Origin of the sequence: Segeticoccus rhizosphaerae (assembly GCF_005222685.1) — a bacterium.
Lineage (GTDB): Bacteria > Actinomycetota > Actinomycetes > Actinomycetales > Dermatophilaceae > Segeticoccus > Segeticoccus rhizosphaerae.
In genome coordinates this window covers 1-14,044 of sequence record NZ_SWMA01000027.1, presented here as the reverse complement: position 1 = coordinate 14,044, position 14,044 = coordinate 1, and the positions used below count along the sequence as shown (strand labels likewise).

The 14,044-nt window shown below is 69.4% G+C and carries 11 protein-coding genes and 2 tRNA genes; 7 read left to right on the top strand and 6 right to left on the bottom strand.

The genetic code is table 11. The annotated features are described in order from the left end of the window. The first annotated feature begins 25 nt into the window (after window positions 1-25). Together FCN22_RS15905 and FCN22_RS15900 are read left to right on the top strand one after the other, a co-directional pair. Window positions 26-892, top strand: coding sequence for a DeoR/GlpR family DNA-binding transcription regulator (locus FCN22_RS15905; RefSeq protein ID WP_137122548.1), 867 nt, complete (start codon window positions 26-28; stop codon window positions 890-892). 46 nt (window positions 893-938) lie between these two features. Beyond that, window positions 939-1,706: an SDR family NAD(P)-dependent oxidoreductase gene (locus tag FCN22_RS15900; protein WP_137122547.1), complete on the top strand. Its 768-nt coding sequence runs from the start codon at window positions 939-941 to the stop codon at window positions 1,704-1,706. A gap of 46 nt (window positions 1,707-1,752) precedes the next feature. On the opposite strand, the gene FCN22_RS15895 is transcribed toward FCN22_RS15900, so the two are convergent. From FCN22_RS15895 to FCN22_RS15885, 3 genes are all read right to left on the bottom strand, one after another. Further along, window positions 1,753-2,682, bottom strand: a complete 930-nt coding sequence (locus tag FCN22_RS15895) for a nitrilase-related carbon-nitrogen hydrolase (RefSeq protein ID WP_137122546.1) — start codon at window positions 2,680-2,682, stop codon at window positions 1,753-1,755. Window positions 2,683-2,756: 74 nt separating this feature from the next. Then, window positions 2,757-3,317 carry a hypothetical protein gene (locus FCN22_RS15890; RefSeq protein ID WP_137122545.1) on the bottom strand — a complete coding sequence of 187 codons (561 nt, stop codon included), beginning with the start codon at window positions 3,315-3,317 and terminating at the stop codon, window positions 2,757-2,759. 110 nt (window positions 3,318-3,427) lie between these two features. Continuing rightward, window positions 3,428-5,326: a penicillin-binding transpeptidase domain-containing protein gene (locus tag FCN22_RS15885; RefSeq protein WP_162308232.1), complete on the bottom strand. Its 1,899-nt coding sequence runs from the start codon at window positions 5,324-5,326 to the stop codon at window positions 3,428-3,430. 116 nt (window positions 5,327-5,442) lie between these two features. Between FCN22_RS15885 and FCN22_RS15880 the strand changes: the two genes are divergently transcribed. Then, window positions 5,443-7,119: a fatty acid--CoA ligase gene (locus FCN22_RS15880; RefSeq protein WP_137122543.1), complete on the top strand. Its 1,677-nt coding sequence runs from the start codon at window positions 5,443-5,445 to the stop codon at window positions 7,117-7,119. Window positions 7,120-7,136: 17 nt separating this feature from the next. On the opposite strand, the gene FCN22_RS15875 is transcribed toward FCN22_RS15880, so the two are convergent. Further along, a complete protein-coding gene (locus tag FCN22_RS15875; protein ID WP_162308231.1) occupies window positions 7,137-8,666 on the bottom strand; it encodes an LCP family protein in 1,530 nt (509 codons plus the stop codon). A gap of 221 nt (window positions 8,667-8,887) precedes the next feature. Here FCN22_RS15875 and FCN22_RS15870 point away from each other — a divergent pair. After that, window positions 8,888-8,974: transfer RNA gene (locus FCN22_RS15870), tRNA-Ser, on the top strand. A gap of 97 nt (window positions 8,975-9,071) precedes the next feature. On the opposite strand, the gene FCN22_RS15865 is transcribed toward FCN22_RS15870, so the two are convergent. Beyond that, the gene (locus FCN22_RS15865) at window positions 9,072-9,626 is read right to left on the bottom strand and encodes a CGNR zinc finger domain-containing protein (protein ID WP_137122541.1); all 555 of its coding nucleotides are present in this window, start codon (window positions 9,624-9,626) and stop codon (window positions 9,072-9,074) included. A gap of 79 nt (window positions 9,627-9,705) precedes the next feature. Here FCN22_RS15865 and FCN22_RS15860 point away from each other — a divergent pair, with 79 nt between their 5' ends. Further along, window positions 9,706-10,656, top strand: coding sequence for an EamA family transporter (locus tag FCN22_RS15860; RefSeq protein WP_137122540.1), 951 nt, complete (start codon window positions 9,706-9,708; stop codon window positions 10,654-10,656). 107 nt (window positions 10,657-10,763) lie between these two features. On the opposite strand, the gene FCN22_RS15855 is transcribed toward FCN22_RS15860, so the two are convergent. Further along, window positions 10,764-12,626: a phosphoenolpyruvate carboxykinase (GTP) gene (locus tag FCN22_RS15855; RefSeq protein WP_137122539.1), complete on the bottom strand. Its 1,863-nt coding sequence runs from the start codon at window positions 12,624-12,626 to the stop codon at window positions 10,764-10,766. 362 nt (window positions 12,627-12,988) lie between these two features. On the opposite strand from FCN22_RS15855, the gene FCN22_RS15850 reads away from it, so the two are divergent. Continuing rightward, window positions 12,989-13,061 (top strand) — tRNA-Arg (locus FCN22_RS15850). 116 nt (window positions 13,062-13,177) lie between these two features. Beyond that, window positions 13,178-13,708 (top strand): GNAT family N-acetyltransferase, encoded by a 531-nt coding sequence (locus FCN22_RS15845; protein WP_137122538.1) that lies wholly within the window; start codon window positions 13,178-13,180, stop codon window positions 13,706-13,708. Window positions 13,709-14,044: the final 336 nt, after the last annotated feature.

The following is a 14,044-nucleotide window of genomic DNA, read 5'->3' as shown; positions in this document are numbered from 1 at the left end:
TGACACGGCGGTGAGGAGGCCGGGCATGCGTGGGAGCCGGTCCAGCGACGCGCTGGTGCACCAGCGTCGCGACCAGATCCTCGAGGTGGTGCTCGACGAGGGCGCGGTGGGCATTCCCGACCTGGCGCGACGGTGCCAGGTCAGCGAGATGACCATCCACCGCGACCTCGATGCCCTCGCGGACGCCGGCTTGGTCGAGAAGCACCGTGGACGGGCGGTGGCGCCGTCGGCGTTGCGCGTGCAGACGAGCGCGCAGTTCCGGATGCGGGCCGGCGCACGCCTCAAGGAGGCCGTCGGATCCGGGGCGCTGCCACTTCTGGAGGGCGCGCGGACGGTGTTCTTCGACGACTCCACCACTGCTCTGCCACTCCTGCGTCGCCTCGGCGAGACCGCCACGGCCCCGGTCACCGTCGTCACGAACTACCTCGAGGCCGTGCATCGTGGGGCCGGACACCCCATGCTGCGCATGCACCTGCTCGGCGGCGACTACGTCCCCGACCTGGGCGCGACCTTCGGCAGCGCGTGCGTCGAGGGTATCCACCGCTGGCACTTCGACGTCGCGGTCTTCAGTGCCCCCGCGGAGAGTGAGGCCCGGTGCTACCACCCGTTGCTCGGGTCGGTGGCGATCAAGCAGGCGGCGCTGCGCCGGGCGGCCGACAGCGTGTTGCTGCTTGACCACACCAAGCTGGGACACACCGGGCCGCACCACATCTGCGACGTCTCCGAGGCCGGCACCGTGGTGCTCGACGCGGAGGCCGATCCGCGCGAGGTCGAGCTGATGCGCAGGCAGGGGGCCACCGTGCAGCTCGTGCCCATCGCCGAGCCGGCTGCGACCGACCGTCTCGGCGACGACGAGCCGAGGGCGTCTCGCAAGTCGGCAGCACGTACCTGATCGACCGCACCAGCACCGGGCAGCACCCCGAGATCGGAGCACTTCCATGGGCATCCTCGACGTCTTCTCCCTGCGCGACCGGGTCGCGCTGGTCACCGGCGCCAGCCGCGGCCTCGGCAAGGGGTTCGCACTGGCGCTGGCGGAAGCGGGCGCCGACGTGGCCCTGGTTGCCCGCGACGAGTCCGCCTGCCAGGAGGTGGCGGAGCAGGTCGAGGCGCTCGGACGTCGCTCGCTGGTGGTCGCGGCCGACGTCACGGACCCCGAGCAGGTCGAGCAGGTCGTGCAGAGGGTGGCGGGCCGCCTCGGTGGCCCCGACGTCCTGGTCAACAATGCCGGGGTCTGCGTGCACGCGCCGGCACTCGAGGTCACCGACGCCGACTGGCACCGGGTGCTCGACCTCAACGTCACCGCCCTCTGGCACATGAGCACGGCGGTGGCCCGGGTGATGGTGCCGCGTGGCGGAGGCGTCATCGTCAATGTCGGCAGCATCTCGGCGCAGATCGTCAACCGGCCCCAGTGGCAACCGGCCTACAACGCCTCCAAGGCCGCGGTGCACCAGCTGACCAAGAGCCTCGCGGCGGAGTGGGCGCCGCACGGCATACGGGTCAATGCGCTCGCGCCGGGCTACGTCAAGACGGAGATGGCCGACGTGGACCGGCCCGAGTTCCAGCAACGCTGGATCCTCGACGCACCGATGCAGCGCTATGCGACGCCCGAGGAGATCGCGCCGAGTCTGATCTACCTTGCCAGCGACGCTTCCTCGTTCACCACCGGCACGGTGCTCGTGGCAGACGGCGGCTACACGCTGTTCTGACCGCCGTCCTGGCTTGCCGGGGGGCAAGGGCGAGCGGTCCGGGCGCTCAGCGGCCCGTGTCGACGGCGCGCTGCCGGGTCTCGTTGACGTGCAGGGTGAACACGTCGGGCCGGGCGTAGTGCCCCACCGCGTCGAAGTCGAACCGTGCGCGGGCGAGATCATCCAGGTCGAGATCAGCTCGGAGGATGCCCTCCTGCCCCCGCAGCGGCCCGGCCAGGACGTCGCCGAGCGGACCGACGATCACGGAGCCCCCAGCGATGAGCACGGTGTCGGGGTCGTCGCCCTGCGCGGGGTGCACGTCGGTCGGGAGGTTGGCGCGGGTGAGGTACTGGCACGCGCTCAGCACGAAGCATCGGCCCTCGAGCGCGATGTGGCGCATCGTCGCCTGCCACGTCTCGCGCTCGTCGACGGTGGGTGCGCACCACAGGTCGATCCGCTTGTCGTACATGGCCGTCCGGTAGAGCGGCATGTAGTTCTCCCAGCAGATCGCGGCGCCGAACCGCACCTCGTCGGCGGCGAAGACGGGCATGGTGGACCCGTCACCGGTGCCCCAGATCACCCGCTCCGCCGCGGTCGGCATCAGCTTTCGGTGCTTGCCGAGGAGCGAGCCGTCGGGGCCGAGAAACACGGCGGTGCAGTAGAGCGTCCCCCCGTCCCGCTCGATCACGCCGGCGATCAGATGGATCGACAACTGGCCGGCCAGCTCGCCGAGGCGCTCCGTCTCCGGGCCGGGGACGGTGATGGCGCCGTCGTGGTAGCGGCGGAACTCATCGCGTCCGGCGTCGCTGCGCATCCCGATCCGGACCCCGAAGTCCAGGCCCTTGGGGTAGCCACCGATGAAGGCCTCGGGCAGCACGACGAGCTGCGCGCCCTGACCGGCGGCCTCGTTGACCAGGCGGACGGCCTTGTCCATCGTGCGCGGCGTGTCGAACAACTCGGAACCGGCCTGGACGACGGCAACGGCGTAGGTGGACACAGGCACCTCCAGGTGGTGAGGAGACTGCGACCCTATCCCGGCGCTGCGAACCGCGGAATTCCCCGGACGCGCCGTCAGCGCCGGATCGGGCCGCCGATCTCGACGGTGGCGCCGCCGATGGTCAGGATGCCGGCCAACAGCTGCAGTCCCCACAGCGCGGTCGTTTTCGCGGTGATGACGCCATGCGGGAGGTCGCCGCTCGCCGTCCCGGCAAACGTGGTCAGCATGTCGCTGCAGGTGGTCCACAGCATGCCGATGCCGATCAGGACCGCAAGGGGAGCAAGCAGGCGCACGCCGTCCACCGCCCAGAAGAGCAGTCCCAGGGCGAACAGCGCCACCGCGGCCGCGCTCCAGAGGAACAGGCCGGAGGTCCACGTCTGCGGCTGCTCGAGTGTCGACCACCAGGTCCACGAGAGGACCACGGCAGCCACCACGCACATCCCGGCGATCATCAACGACGCTCCGGCGCCGCGGGGTCGCTCGGGAGGCAAGGCGTAACCCTCGGGCCGGGGCAACGACCGTGGGTCGACGTCGTCGGCACGCACCGGTTCATAGGTGTCGGACCCGAGGAGGTCGTCCTCGGTGTCGCGGCGGTCGACGTAGCGATCGGCGGGCAGCTCGCGTGGTTCGTTCATGACATCCCTGGCCTCGGAGCGGACCACGCGATCATGGCACACAGTGGTCTGCCGCAGCTCTTTGGCGGCAGTGCCGCTGTCATCGCTGCGGGGGCTTCTCGCCGTAGCGCTCAGTTCAGGTTCCCGAGGAACGCCTTGGCGACGGGTCCGGCGGTGGTGCCGCCGTCAACGCCCTTCTCGACCAGCACGGCGAAGGCGACGTCGCCCTGCCAGCCCACGATCCAGCAGGTGGGGTCCTTGCCGGAGCTGTCGTGCTCCGCGGTGCCCGTCTTGGCGTAGACCGGGGCGCCGGGCACGCTCGCGAGGACCGGTGCGGTGCCGTCGGTCACCACCTCGCGCATGAGGGCGTGCAGCTGCTTGACGACCGTGCCGTCCAGCGGCGTCGCGTCGTGCCTCGCGCCCTTCGCCGCGGGTGAGGTGATCAGGGTGGGTGGCACGAAGGAGCCGCGCGCCACCGAGCCGGCCATCACTGCCAGGGACAGCGGCGACGTCAGCGTCCGGCCCTGGCCGAAGGCCGACGCCGCCTTGTCGGTCTCACCGTCGGCGACCGGCACCGACCCGGCATACGCGTTCGGGACCCCGAGGTGCTCGGCCCAGTCGCCGCCGATCCCGAGCTGGCCCGCAGCCTCGTGCAGGTCGGTGTCGGCCATGCCCTCGGAGAGGGCGACGAAGGCGGTGTTGCACGAGTGCGCGAAGTCGGTCGAGAACGGCACGGCGCCATAGGACTCGTCCTCGTAGTTCTTGACCTCCAGGCCGTTCACGACGGTCGTCTTCGGGCAGTTCACTGTCGTGGTCGGCTTGAGCCCGTGCGAGAGCAGCGAGTATGTCGTGGCCACCTTGAGCGTCGAACCCGGCGCGTAGTGGCCGGTCAGCGCGCGATCGAAGCCGACCGCAGGGGAGTTGGCGACCGCGAGCAGGTTGCCGGTCCGGACGTCGACGGCCACCAGCGCCGAGGGCACCGAGCCGGTGCCGGCGAGCGCCGTCTCGGCCGCCGCCTGCGTCTTCGCGTCGAGGGTCAGCTCGAGAGGCTCGCCGTCCTTGGCCTTGCGCTCGAACAGCACGGTGTCCGGATGACCTTCGGGTGTGACCGTGAAGCCCGGGGTGGGTGCCATGACCGCGTCGTAGGTGCCCTGCAGGCCGCTGGTGCCGGCATACCCTCCGGCGCGATAGCGCGTGGGGTCCTTCTTGACCATCTCCGCGGTGACCGGGCCGAAGCTGCCGAGCAGCGGCTGGCCGAAGGTCCTGGTCGGGGCGAGCGGCTGGGTGCGTGAGAGCGCGAGGACTCCCTTGATCGCGCCCAGCTGGCTCTTGCGGGAGGAGTAGTCGGACTCGCGGTAGGTGATCACCGGGATCGGGCCCCTGGCGCCCGCCTTGTGGGCCGCGCGCAGGTTGTCGACCAGGGAGCTCTCGGAGACCCCGACGACGCCCGCGAGCGCCTTGGCCGACGAGGCGTCCGCGTTGACCGGGTCGAGCACGATGTCGTGCACCTTCGCGTTGGCCATGATCGGCTTGCCGCCTCGGCCCAGCACCTCACCGCGCGTGCCGGGGTCCTGCTGCACCGAGAACGCGCCGTTCGCGGTCAGCTTGGGGTGCCACAGCGAACCGTCGCCGATCAGCACCGCCCACTGCTCGCCCTGCCGGGTCAGCTGCACCCGGTCGACGTAGCTCCAGGTGACGCCCTTCTGCAGGGTCCACGAGACGCCCAGCACGGCGGTGCCCCTGTCGCCGGTGCGGTCGACCGACTGGACGGCGACCTTGACAGGGGCCTTGCCCAGGGCGGCCGTCGCCGTCGCGAAGTTGGCCTCGACCGCCGTCGGCGACGACCCGGCATACCGCGCCTGGTCCGGCTGCCGGGACGACCAGGCGCTGGCGAAGGACTGGGCCGCCGCCCGGGCTCCCTGATCCAGGCGGTCCTGCTCCGACTGCTGCTTCCACAGCACGGTTCCCCCAGCAGCTCCCGCGACCAGGACGCCGGCCAGGGTCGCGGAAAGGGCAACGCGTCGACTCATGAGCCCATCCAACCTCATGCGGAACAGGGCGGGCTCCTCGATATCCCTCGGACGTCCGCCCCCATGACTTGGGCGGACCCCTCCCGTGGGGGCCGAGTTCGTGACAGGCTCCCGTCATGAAGAGCACCATGCAGACCACTCCGTTGCTCATTTCTCGCTTGCTCGTCACCGGCACGACGCTGCACGCCGACCAGGAGGCGGTCACCTGGACCGCGGACGGACCCCGCCGCACCTCGTATGCCGAGATCGGCACCATGTCGGCGCAGCTGGCCCATGCGCTGCGCGGGCTCGGAATCGACGGCGACCAGCGGGTGGCGACCTTCATGTGGAACAACGCGGAGCACCTCACCGCCTACTTGGCCGTGCCCTCGATGGGCGCGGTGCTGCACGCTCTCAACATCCGGCTCTTCCCCGAGCAGCTCATCTACGTCACCAACCACGCGGAGAACCAGGTCGTCATCGTCGACAACACCCTGGCCGAGCCGTTCGGCAAGCTGCTGCCGCACCTGACCACGCTGCGCCATGTCATCGTGAACGGGCCGGTCAGCGACGAGGTGCGAGAGGCGCTCGGCGCGCCGGACCACATCGAGGCGGTGCACGACTGGACCGAGCTGCTCGCCGCGCAGCCGGACACCTTCGAGTGGCCCGAGCTGGACGAGAACTGCGCCTCGTCGATGTGCTACACCTCAGGCACGACGGGCAACCCCAAGGGCGTGGCCTACTCGCACCGCTCGAACGTGCTGCACGCGATGCAGGCCGCGATGCCGTCCACGATGGACGTGCGCGAGGGTGACCGGTTGCTGGCCATCGTGCCGATGTTCCACGCCAACACCTGGGGGCTGCCGTATGTCGCGATGCTCGCCGGGGCGTCCCTCATCCTGCCCGACCGGTTCCTGCAGGCCGAGCCGCTGGCGCGGATGATCGAGACCGAGAAGGTCACCGGCGGCGGGGCGGTGCCGACGATCTGGACCGACGTGCTGCGCTACCTCGACGAGCACCCGACCGACACCTCGACGGTGCGCTCGGTCGTGGTCGGCGGATCGGCCTGTCCGCCTGCGCTGATGGCGGCGATGCACGAACGGCACGGAATCGAGGTCACCCATGCCTGGGGTATGACGGAGACGTCACCTCTCGGGTCAGCTGCGGTGGCACCCGCGGCGGCGACCGGCGACGACTACTGGCGCTATCGGCATACCCAGGGTCGCTTGGCGCCCTTCGTGGAGGGACGGCTCGTGGGGCCGGACGGCGCGCTGCAGCCCTGGGACGGGCAGAGCGTGGGCGAGTTGGAGGTGCGCGGGCCGTGGATCGCCGCGGGCTACTACGAAGGGCCCGCCGCGACCGACACGGACCGGGCGGAGGCGGCGGCCAAGTTCCACGACGGCTGGCTGCGCACCGGTGACGTGGGCACGCTGACCGCGGACGGGTTCCTCACCCTGACCGACCGGTCCAAGGACGTCATCAAGTCGGGCGGGGAGTGGATCTCGTCGGTGGAGCTGGAGAACATCCTGATGGGCCACCCCGCGGTCGCGGAGGCCTCGGTCGTGGGGGTGCCCGATGACAAGTGGGGTGAGCGCCCGCTCGCGACCGTCGTGCTCCTCGAGGGGGAGAGCTGCGACGTCGCCACCCTGCGGGAGTACCTCGAGGGCAAGGTCGCGCACTGGCAGGTGCCGGAGCGGTGGGCGTTCATCGACGAGGTGCCCAAGACGAGTGTCGGCAAGTTCGACAAGAAGGTGCTGCGCCGCCGCTACGCCGATGGCGAGCTCACCGTGCAGTCAGGGTCACCCGCCAGCTGAGTCGCCGAGCGCGGTGGTCAGCAGGCCTGGTTGACGTCGACGGCGCTGTCCGGGTTCTGCGTCTTGGTCGGTGACGGGCTCGACGTCGGTGTCGACTTGGGTGTCGAGCCAGCCTTGCCCTGGCCGTTGCTCTTCTTCTTGGGCGGCTTCGGCGGGTGGATCGCCTTCTGGACCAGTTGGTGCATCTTGGCGAAGTCGGGGTGCACCGTGTTGGTGTTGTCGTTGGTGAAGGCCAGGCTCTTCATCGTGCCCTTCTGCATCCGCTCGACCAGGGTGACGAAGGCCTTGAGCTCCTTCTGCGAGATGTCGGTCTGCAGGTTCTTCTTGAGCACCGACGCGAGGCGGGGGTACTTCTCGACCATGGTCACCGGGTTGACCTGGTCGACGATGGCTCCGACCATGCAACGCTGGCGCCGCATCCGGCTGAAGTCGTCGGTCGTGGCGCGGGAGCGGGAGTACCACAGGGCCTGGTGACCGTCCAGGTGCTGCTTCCCGGGTTCGATCCAGCCCTTGATGCTGCCGGGAGCGATCGCGCCGTTCTCCACCTTGCCCCCGATGGGGAGCCGCTCCTTGACGTCGATGTTGACACCGCCCATGGCGTTGACCAGCGAGCTGAAGCCGTGCAGGTCGACGATGAGGGTGTAGTCGATCGGCAGGCCGGTGACCTGGGTGAGCACCTGCTGGGTGGTGGTCAGGCCGGGGTTGTCGTTGCCCGGGAAGAGTTTCTGGTGCTCGCCGGCGAGGGTCCAGACCGCGTTCATCAGGCACTGGCTGCCGCAGTCGTAGCCGTTGGGGTAGAGCTCGTGCAGCGGATTGTTCTTGGGGAAGGGGACGTCCTGCAGGTTGCGGGGGACGCTGACCAGGACGGTGTTGCCGCTCTTGGTGTCGACCGAGGCGATGATCATCGAGTCGGTGCGGATTCCGACCCGGTCGGTCCCGGCGTCGGAGCCGAGCAGCAGGATGTTGACCCGTGGCGTGTTGGCCCACGGGGCCTGCTCGTTGTGCACGTCCGGGCGGGCGTAGTGCGGATTGGCGTGGGACTCGGAGGGCGACTTGCCCTTGAAGACCGTGTTGAGCAGGCTGCGGTGCACGCTGAGCAGACGCACCGCCTGGACGGATGGCACGAGGACCACCAGGCACATCAGCAGGGTGAACCCCCGCAGCAGCCACGACTGGGCCGGCTCGATCCCCCGGGGCTCCGTCTGGTGCGAGGTGAGGACGATCGACGCGATCCAGATCAGCGCGCAGACGATGATGGCGACGGTCAGGAAGACGAGTCGCTCAGGGGTGACGGCGAGGTCGATGACCGAGGCCTTGAGGCCCTGGGACCCGATGTTGGCCAGCAGCACCACGAGGCCGACGATGAAGCCAGCCAGCACGACCAGCCCGGTGGTGCGGCGCTTGGTGAACGACAGGCCGGCTCCGGGGATGACGGTGCCGAGCGCGGTCAGGCCCAGGAAGCGGCGGGTGCTGTGCCGGCGCTCGTGCCGGCGTTCACCACGAGTGCCGACCGGCTCGCCGTCCGCGTCGCGCGGCAGGTAGGACATCCAAGACCTCTCATCGACCGTCTGTTGTGGGAGCGGGTCGCTGCTGCAGGGCGCAGGCGACGACTCCCGGGTGACAGCATGACGCATCATCCCCGGGAGTGCTCCACCACGTAAGACGCTTCAGGGTGCCAGAAGGTTCGCGCCGTTTTGGCGAACCCGTCGGCCGCCGGTAGCCTGTGCTCGCCCGTGGGGACCGGCCAGGCCGTGTCCGGACCGGGCATGGAGGTGTCGCATAGTGGCCTAGTGCGCCCGCCTGCTAAGCGGGTTGAGGATAAAACCTCTCGCGGGTTCAAATCCCGCCACCTCCGCCGAACGAGAGAAGGACCCCCACGCATTCCGGGGGTCCTTCTCTCGTTCGATCGGCCCGGAGGGCAAACCGGCGAGCAGCGCCCGGCGAGCGGCGAGTCAGGCCGTGGCCGCGTGCGCCTTCCGGGCCCGGTAGGCCGCCACGTGTGCGCGGTTGCCGCAGTTGCCCGTGTCGCAGAACCGCCGGGACCGGTTGCGGGACAGGTCCACCAGCACGGCGTCGCAGTCCTCGCCAGCGCACCGCTTGAGGCGGTCGAGGTCGTCGCCGCGGATCAGGTCCACGAAGCCCATCGCGGCCTCGGCGCCGATCCGTTGCGCGAGCGGGTCGTCGGGCTCCGTGGCGTGGACGTGCCAGTCGTACTCGCCGTGCTTGGTCAGGTAGGGGCGGGCGTCGACCTGGCGCAGGAGCTCGTTGACGACCTCGGCGGCGGCGTCACGGTCCGGCGTGTCCCAGACCGTGCGCAGCTGCTCCCGCATGTGCCTGACCTGGGCGAGTTCGGCCTCGGTGCGCAAGCGAGTCCCCGTGTAGGGGTTGTCCACCATGAAGGCGTCCAGGTCGGCTTGGGACCGCAGGTGGTCCGTGCCGCCGAGCCGGGTGTTGACCAGCGCCGCTGCCGCAATGAGCGCTTCCTGCGTGTCATGAGCAAAGTGCACGTTGACTCCTGAGATGGCGATCCCGTACTGTCACGAGTGTAAATCACTTTGACTCATGACTTCGGGATGGAGGTGCGCGATGGCCACGGCGGTGACGAAGGACGTGCGAGGGCGGGAGGGTCTCGGCGCCCCTGTCGCCGGCGGCATGGCGATGGCCCTGACGTCCGCCGCCACCTTCGGCGTCTCCGGACCCATCGCCAAGTCGCTGCTCGGGGCCGGGTGGAGCCCGCTCGCGGTGGTGCTGCTGCGGATCGGAGGAGGCGCTCTCGCGCTCGCGATCCCGGCGGCACTCGTCCTCCGGCGGCAGTCGCGGCTGAGCCGGCGGGGCTGGACCACCATGACGCTGTATGGCGTGTTCGCCATCGCCGGCGTGCAACTCGGTTACTTCAACGCCGTGCAGACCCTGTCCGTCGGCGTCGCCATGCTGTTGGAGTATCTCGCTCCGGTGCTGCTGCTGGGCTTCGTGTGGTGGCGCACCGGGAGCCGGCCCTCGCCGGCCTCACTGGTCGGCGCCGCGGTCGCGCTGGTCGGCCTCACCTTCGTCATCGACGTCTTCGGCGGCGTCCAGGTCGACCTGCAGGGGATGGCCTGGGGCCTGTTCGCCGCGCTCTGCCTCGCCTGCTACTACCAGCTGTCCGCCCGCGCCGGCGACGAGCTGCACCCCGTGGTGATGGCGGCAGGAGGTTGCGTCGTCGGCTTCGTGGCGATGGGGGTCGTCGCACTGCTCGGACTGCTTCCGGTGCACGCCTCCACCGCGCCGACCCTCGTGCTCGGCCACCCCACCAGCTGGCTGGTGCCCGCACTGGTGCTCGTGCTCGTCTCGACGGCGGCCGCCTACCTCACCGGCATCCTGGGCGTGCAGCGGCTCGGCTCGCGGGTGGCGTCCTTCGTCGGTCTGACGGAGGTGCTCTTCGCCGTGCTGTGGGCGTGGCTGCTGCTGTCAGAGCTGCCCACCGTCGTGCAGCTGCTCGGCGGCCTGCTCGTGACGGTCGGCGTCATCCTGGTCCGCACCGACCGCCGGCTGAGTTGAGCGTAGTGACCTGAGGTGGCGTGGTGCCCCGGCAGGTGGCGAGTCGTGGCCGAGCGCACGCGACTCGCCACCGCCGCCGGGGACGTCAGTGGGGTATGACGGGTGCCTCAGCCCTGTTCCAGCCTCGCCTTGAGCGAGTCGAGCTCGGTCCACAGCTGGGTCGGCAGCTGCTCACCGAACTTCTCGAACCACTCCTGGATCTGCGGGATCTCGTCCTTCCACTCCTCGAGGTCGACCTCGAGGGCCTTGGCCAGTGCCTGGTCGGTGAGGTCGAGGCCGTCGGTGTCGAGCGACTCCGGTGTCGGCACGTGCCCGATCGGCGTTTCGACCGCATCGGCCGTGCCCTCGATCCGCTCGATCGCCCACTTCAGGACCCGTGAGTTCTCGCCGAAGCCCGGCCAGAGGAACGACCCGTCGTCATCGCGGCGGAACCAGTTGACGTGGAAGATCTTCGGCAGTGCCGCGGCGTCGTGCTGCTTGCCCATCTCGACCCAGTGGGCGAGGTAGTCCCCCGCGTTGTAGCCGATGAACGGCAGCATCGCCATCGGGTCGCGGCGCACGACACCGACCTTCCCGGTCGCGGCCGCCGTCGTCTCGGAGGACAGGGTGGCGCCCATGAAGGTGCCGTGCACCCAGTCGCGCGACTCGGTGACCAGCGGGATCGTCGTCTTGCGCCGGCCGCCGAAGAAGATCGCCGAGATCGGTACGCCGCGCGGGTCGTTGTACTCGGGCGCGAGGATCGGGCACTGCTCGATCGGCGTGCAGTAGCGGCTGTTCGGGTGGCTGGAGAGGACCGGCGGATCCTGCTTCGCCATGTCCGGGGTCCAGTCCTCACCCTTCCACGAGGTTGCGTGGGCCGGCTCGTTCTCCATGCCTTCCCACCACACGTCGCCGTCGTCGGTCAGCGCGACGTTGGTGAAGACCGAGTTGCCCTTCTCCAGGGTGCGCATCGCGTTGGGGTTGGTCTTCTCATTGGTGCCCGGAGCGACGCCGAAGAAGCCGAATTCCGGATTCACGGCATACAGCCGGCCGTCCTCCCCGAAGCGCATCCAGGCGATGTCGTCGCCCAGGGTCTCCACCTTCCAGCCGGAGATCGACGGTTCGAGCATGGCCAGGTTGGTCTTGCCGCAGGCGCTCGGGAAGGCGGCGCAGACGTAGTAGGTCTTCTGCTCCGGGGAGGTGAGCTTGAGGATGAGCATGTGCTCCGCCAGCCAGCCCTCGTCGCGCGCCATGACCGAGGCGATGCGCAGCGCGTAGCACTTCTTGCCCAGCAGCGCGTTGCCGCCGTAGCCGGATCCGTAGGACCAGATCGCGCGTTCGTCGGGGAAGTGCACGATGTACTTCGTGTCGTTGCACGGCCACGGGACGTCTGCCTGCCCCTCCTCGAGGGGCTCGCCGACCGAGTGCAGGCACTCGACGAAGTCCGCGTCGATCTCCTCCATCTTCGCGAGCACCGTGGCGCCGCAGCGCGCCATCACCCGCATGGACGTGACGACGTATGCCGAGTCCGTCACCTCGACGCCGAACTTGGGGTCCTCGGCGTCCAGGTGCCCCATGACGAAGGGGATGACGTACATGGTGCGGCCCTTCATCGAGCCCTGGAAGAGCGGCGTCAGCGTCGCCTTCATCTCGTCCGGCGCCATCCAGTTGTTCGTCGGGCCGGCGTCCTTCTCCTGCTCCGAGCAGATGAACGTGCGGCCCTCGACGCGGGCCACGTCGCTGGGGTCGGAGGCGCAGTGGAAGCTGTTGGGCTTCTTCGTCTCGTCCAGCTTGGTGTAGGTGCCGGCCGCCACCAACTGGTCGGTCAGCTCGGTCCACTCCTGTTCCGACCCGGTCACCCAGTGGATCCGGTCGGGGGTCGTCAGAGCGGCAACCCGGTCCACCCATGCGGCGAGTCCGGCGTGGCTCGTGCCGCCATCGCTGGCCGGGGCGGGCGGGTGGGTGCCGGTTGCTGCGGTGTCGGTCGTCATGAGGATGTGAGCCGTCCCTTCGCGCGACGACGCGCGGTCGTGGTGTGCGTCACCTGGACACTCACTCCGAGAGGATGTCCACATGGTGAACGCGCTGATTCCTTCAACGTACGCGTCGGGACCGGCTCGGGCATCCGGGCGAGCAGACCAGGTCTGTGATGCAGATCACAAAGCGTAGCGGATCTGTCGGGAATCCCGGCTCCTTCGGGAAGGACTGAACGACAACCCCACATTCCAAACAAATCCGCACGTGTCGGAGTGTCCCTACCGCGGGGGTCGACGGTCGCCTGACGCGGATTTCACGCGGGGCGCGGTTGCCGGTAGAGTCTGCCCTTGGCGCGTGTGCTCAGGCCGCGCGACGTGCGCCCGTAGCTCAACGGATAGAGCATCTGACTACGGATCAGAAGGTTAGGGGTTCGAATCCCTTCGGGCGCGCTCTGTGTTGAGACAGACGACCAGGCCCCTGACCAGCAGCGATGCGGTCGGGGGCCACGTCGTTGCCCTCGCGTGAGGCTCCCGGACGGGTCCGCTGACGCTGGCACAATGCGGGCATGTCCCCCGTGCCCGCCCTGGACACCTTGGAGACCGATCGGCTCGTCCTTCGGCCTCGCCGGGTGGACGAGGCTGGCATCTACCGGCAGTTGTGGACCGAGCGGGATCCCCGGGTGCCGCCCCACCGCAGGATTGATCCCGAGGGCCGACCGACCGTGGAGGACGTCGCCGCGCAGGTGCGCGCGGAGCGAGCGGCGCCGGGGCCAGGGATCTTGGCGGTCGAGCGGAAGGAGGCGGCTGACGTCATCGGATACTGCGGGGTGGTCTTTCATGGCAGCGGGTCGCCGGACGAACCTGAGCTTGCCTACGAGCTGCTGCGCGAAGCTCAAGGCCGCGGTTACGCGACCGAGGCAGGGCGGGCCGTTGTCACCTGGGTGGGAGAGGCGGGCTACCCGCGGTTGTGGGCGACGGTCTGGGCCTGGAACGTCGCGTCGAGGCGGGTCCTGGAGAAACTCGGATTCCGCGAGACGGGCTCGGTAGAACCGGACGCTTGCCATGGAGACAACCTGCTCACCGTACGGGAGTTCTGAAGATGTCCGAGAACCAGCAGCGGTGCGGCCTACCACCGCTACCACGTGCCGGTCTCCGGTGAGCGCACACGCCCGAGGTCGGTCGTAAGCCAATCCCTAGGCAAGCCGGGCCGGTCACCGGCAAACATGACCGTATGCCGCGGCGGGACGGTGTGTTGGCCTGGACGGTAAACGAGTAGAGCGAGGGCTCAGTCTTCGCTTGAATTGGGCCACGCCGACCCATGATGACGACAGGATCATCTCGTGAAGAACTACCCGCTGTCGGCGGCGATCGAAAATTGGTCGGTTCCGGCGCCTGAAAAGTGGACAGTTTTGGTGAGTCTATGACTCGTTGTC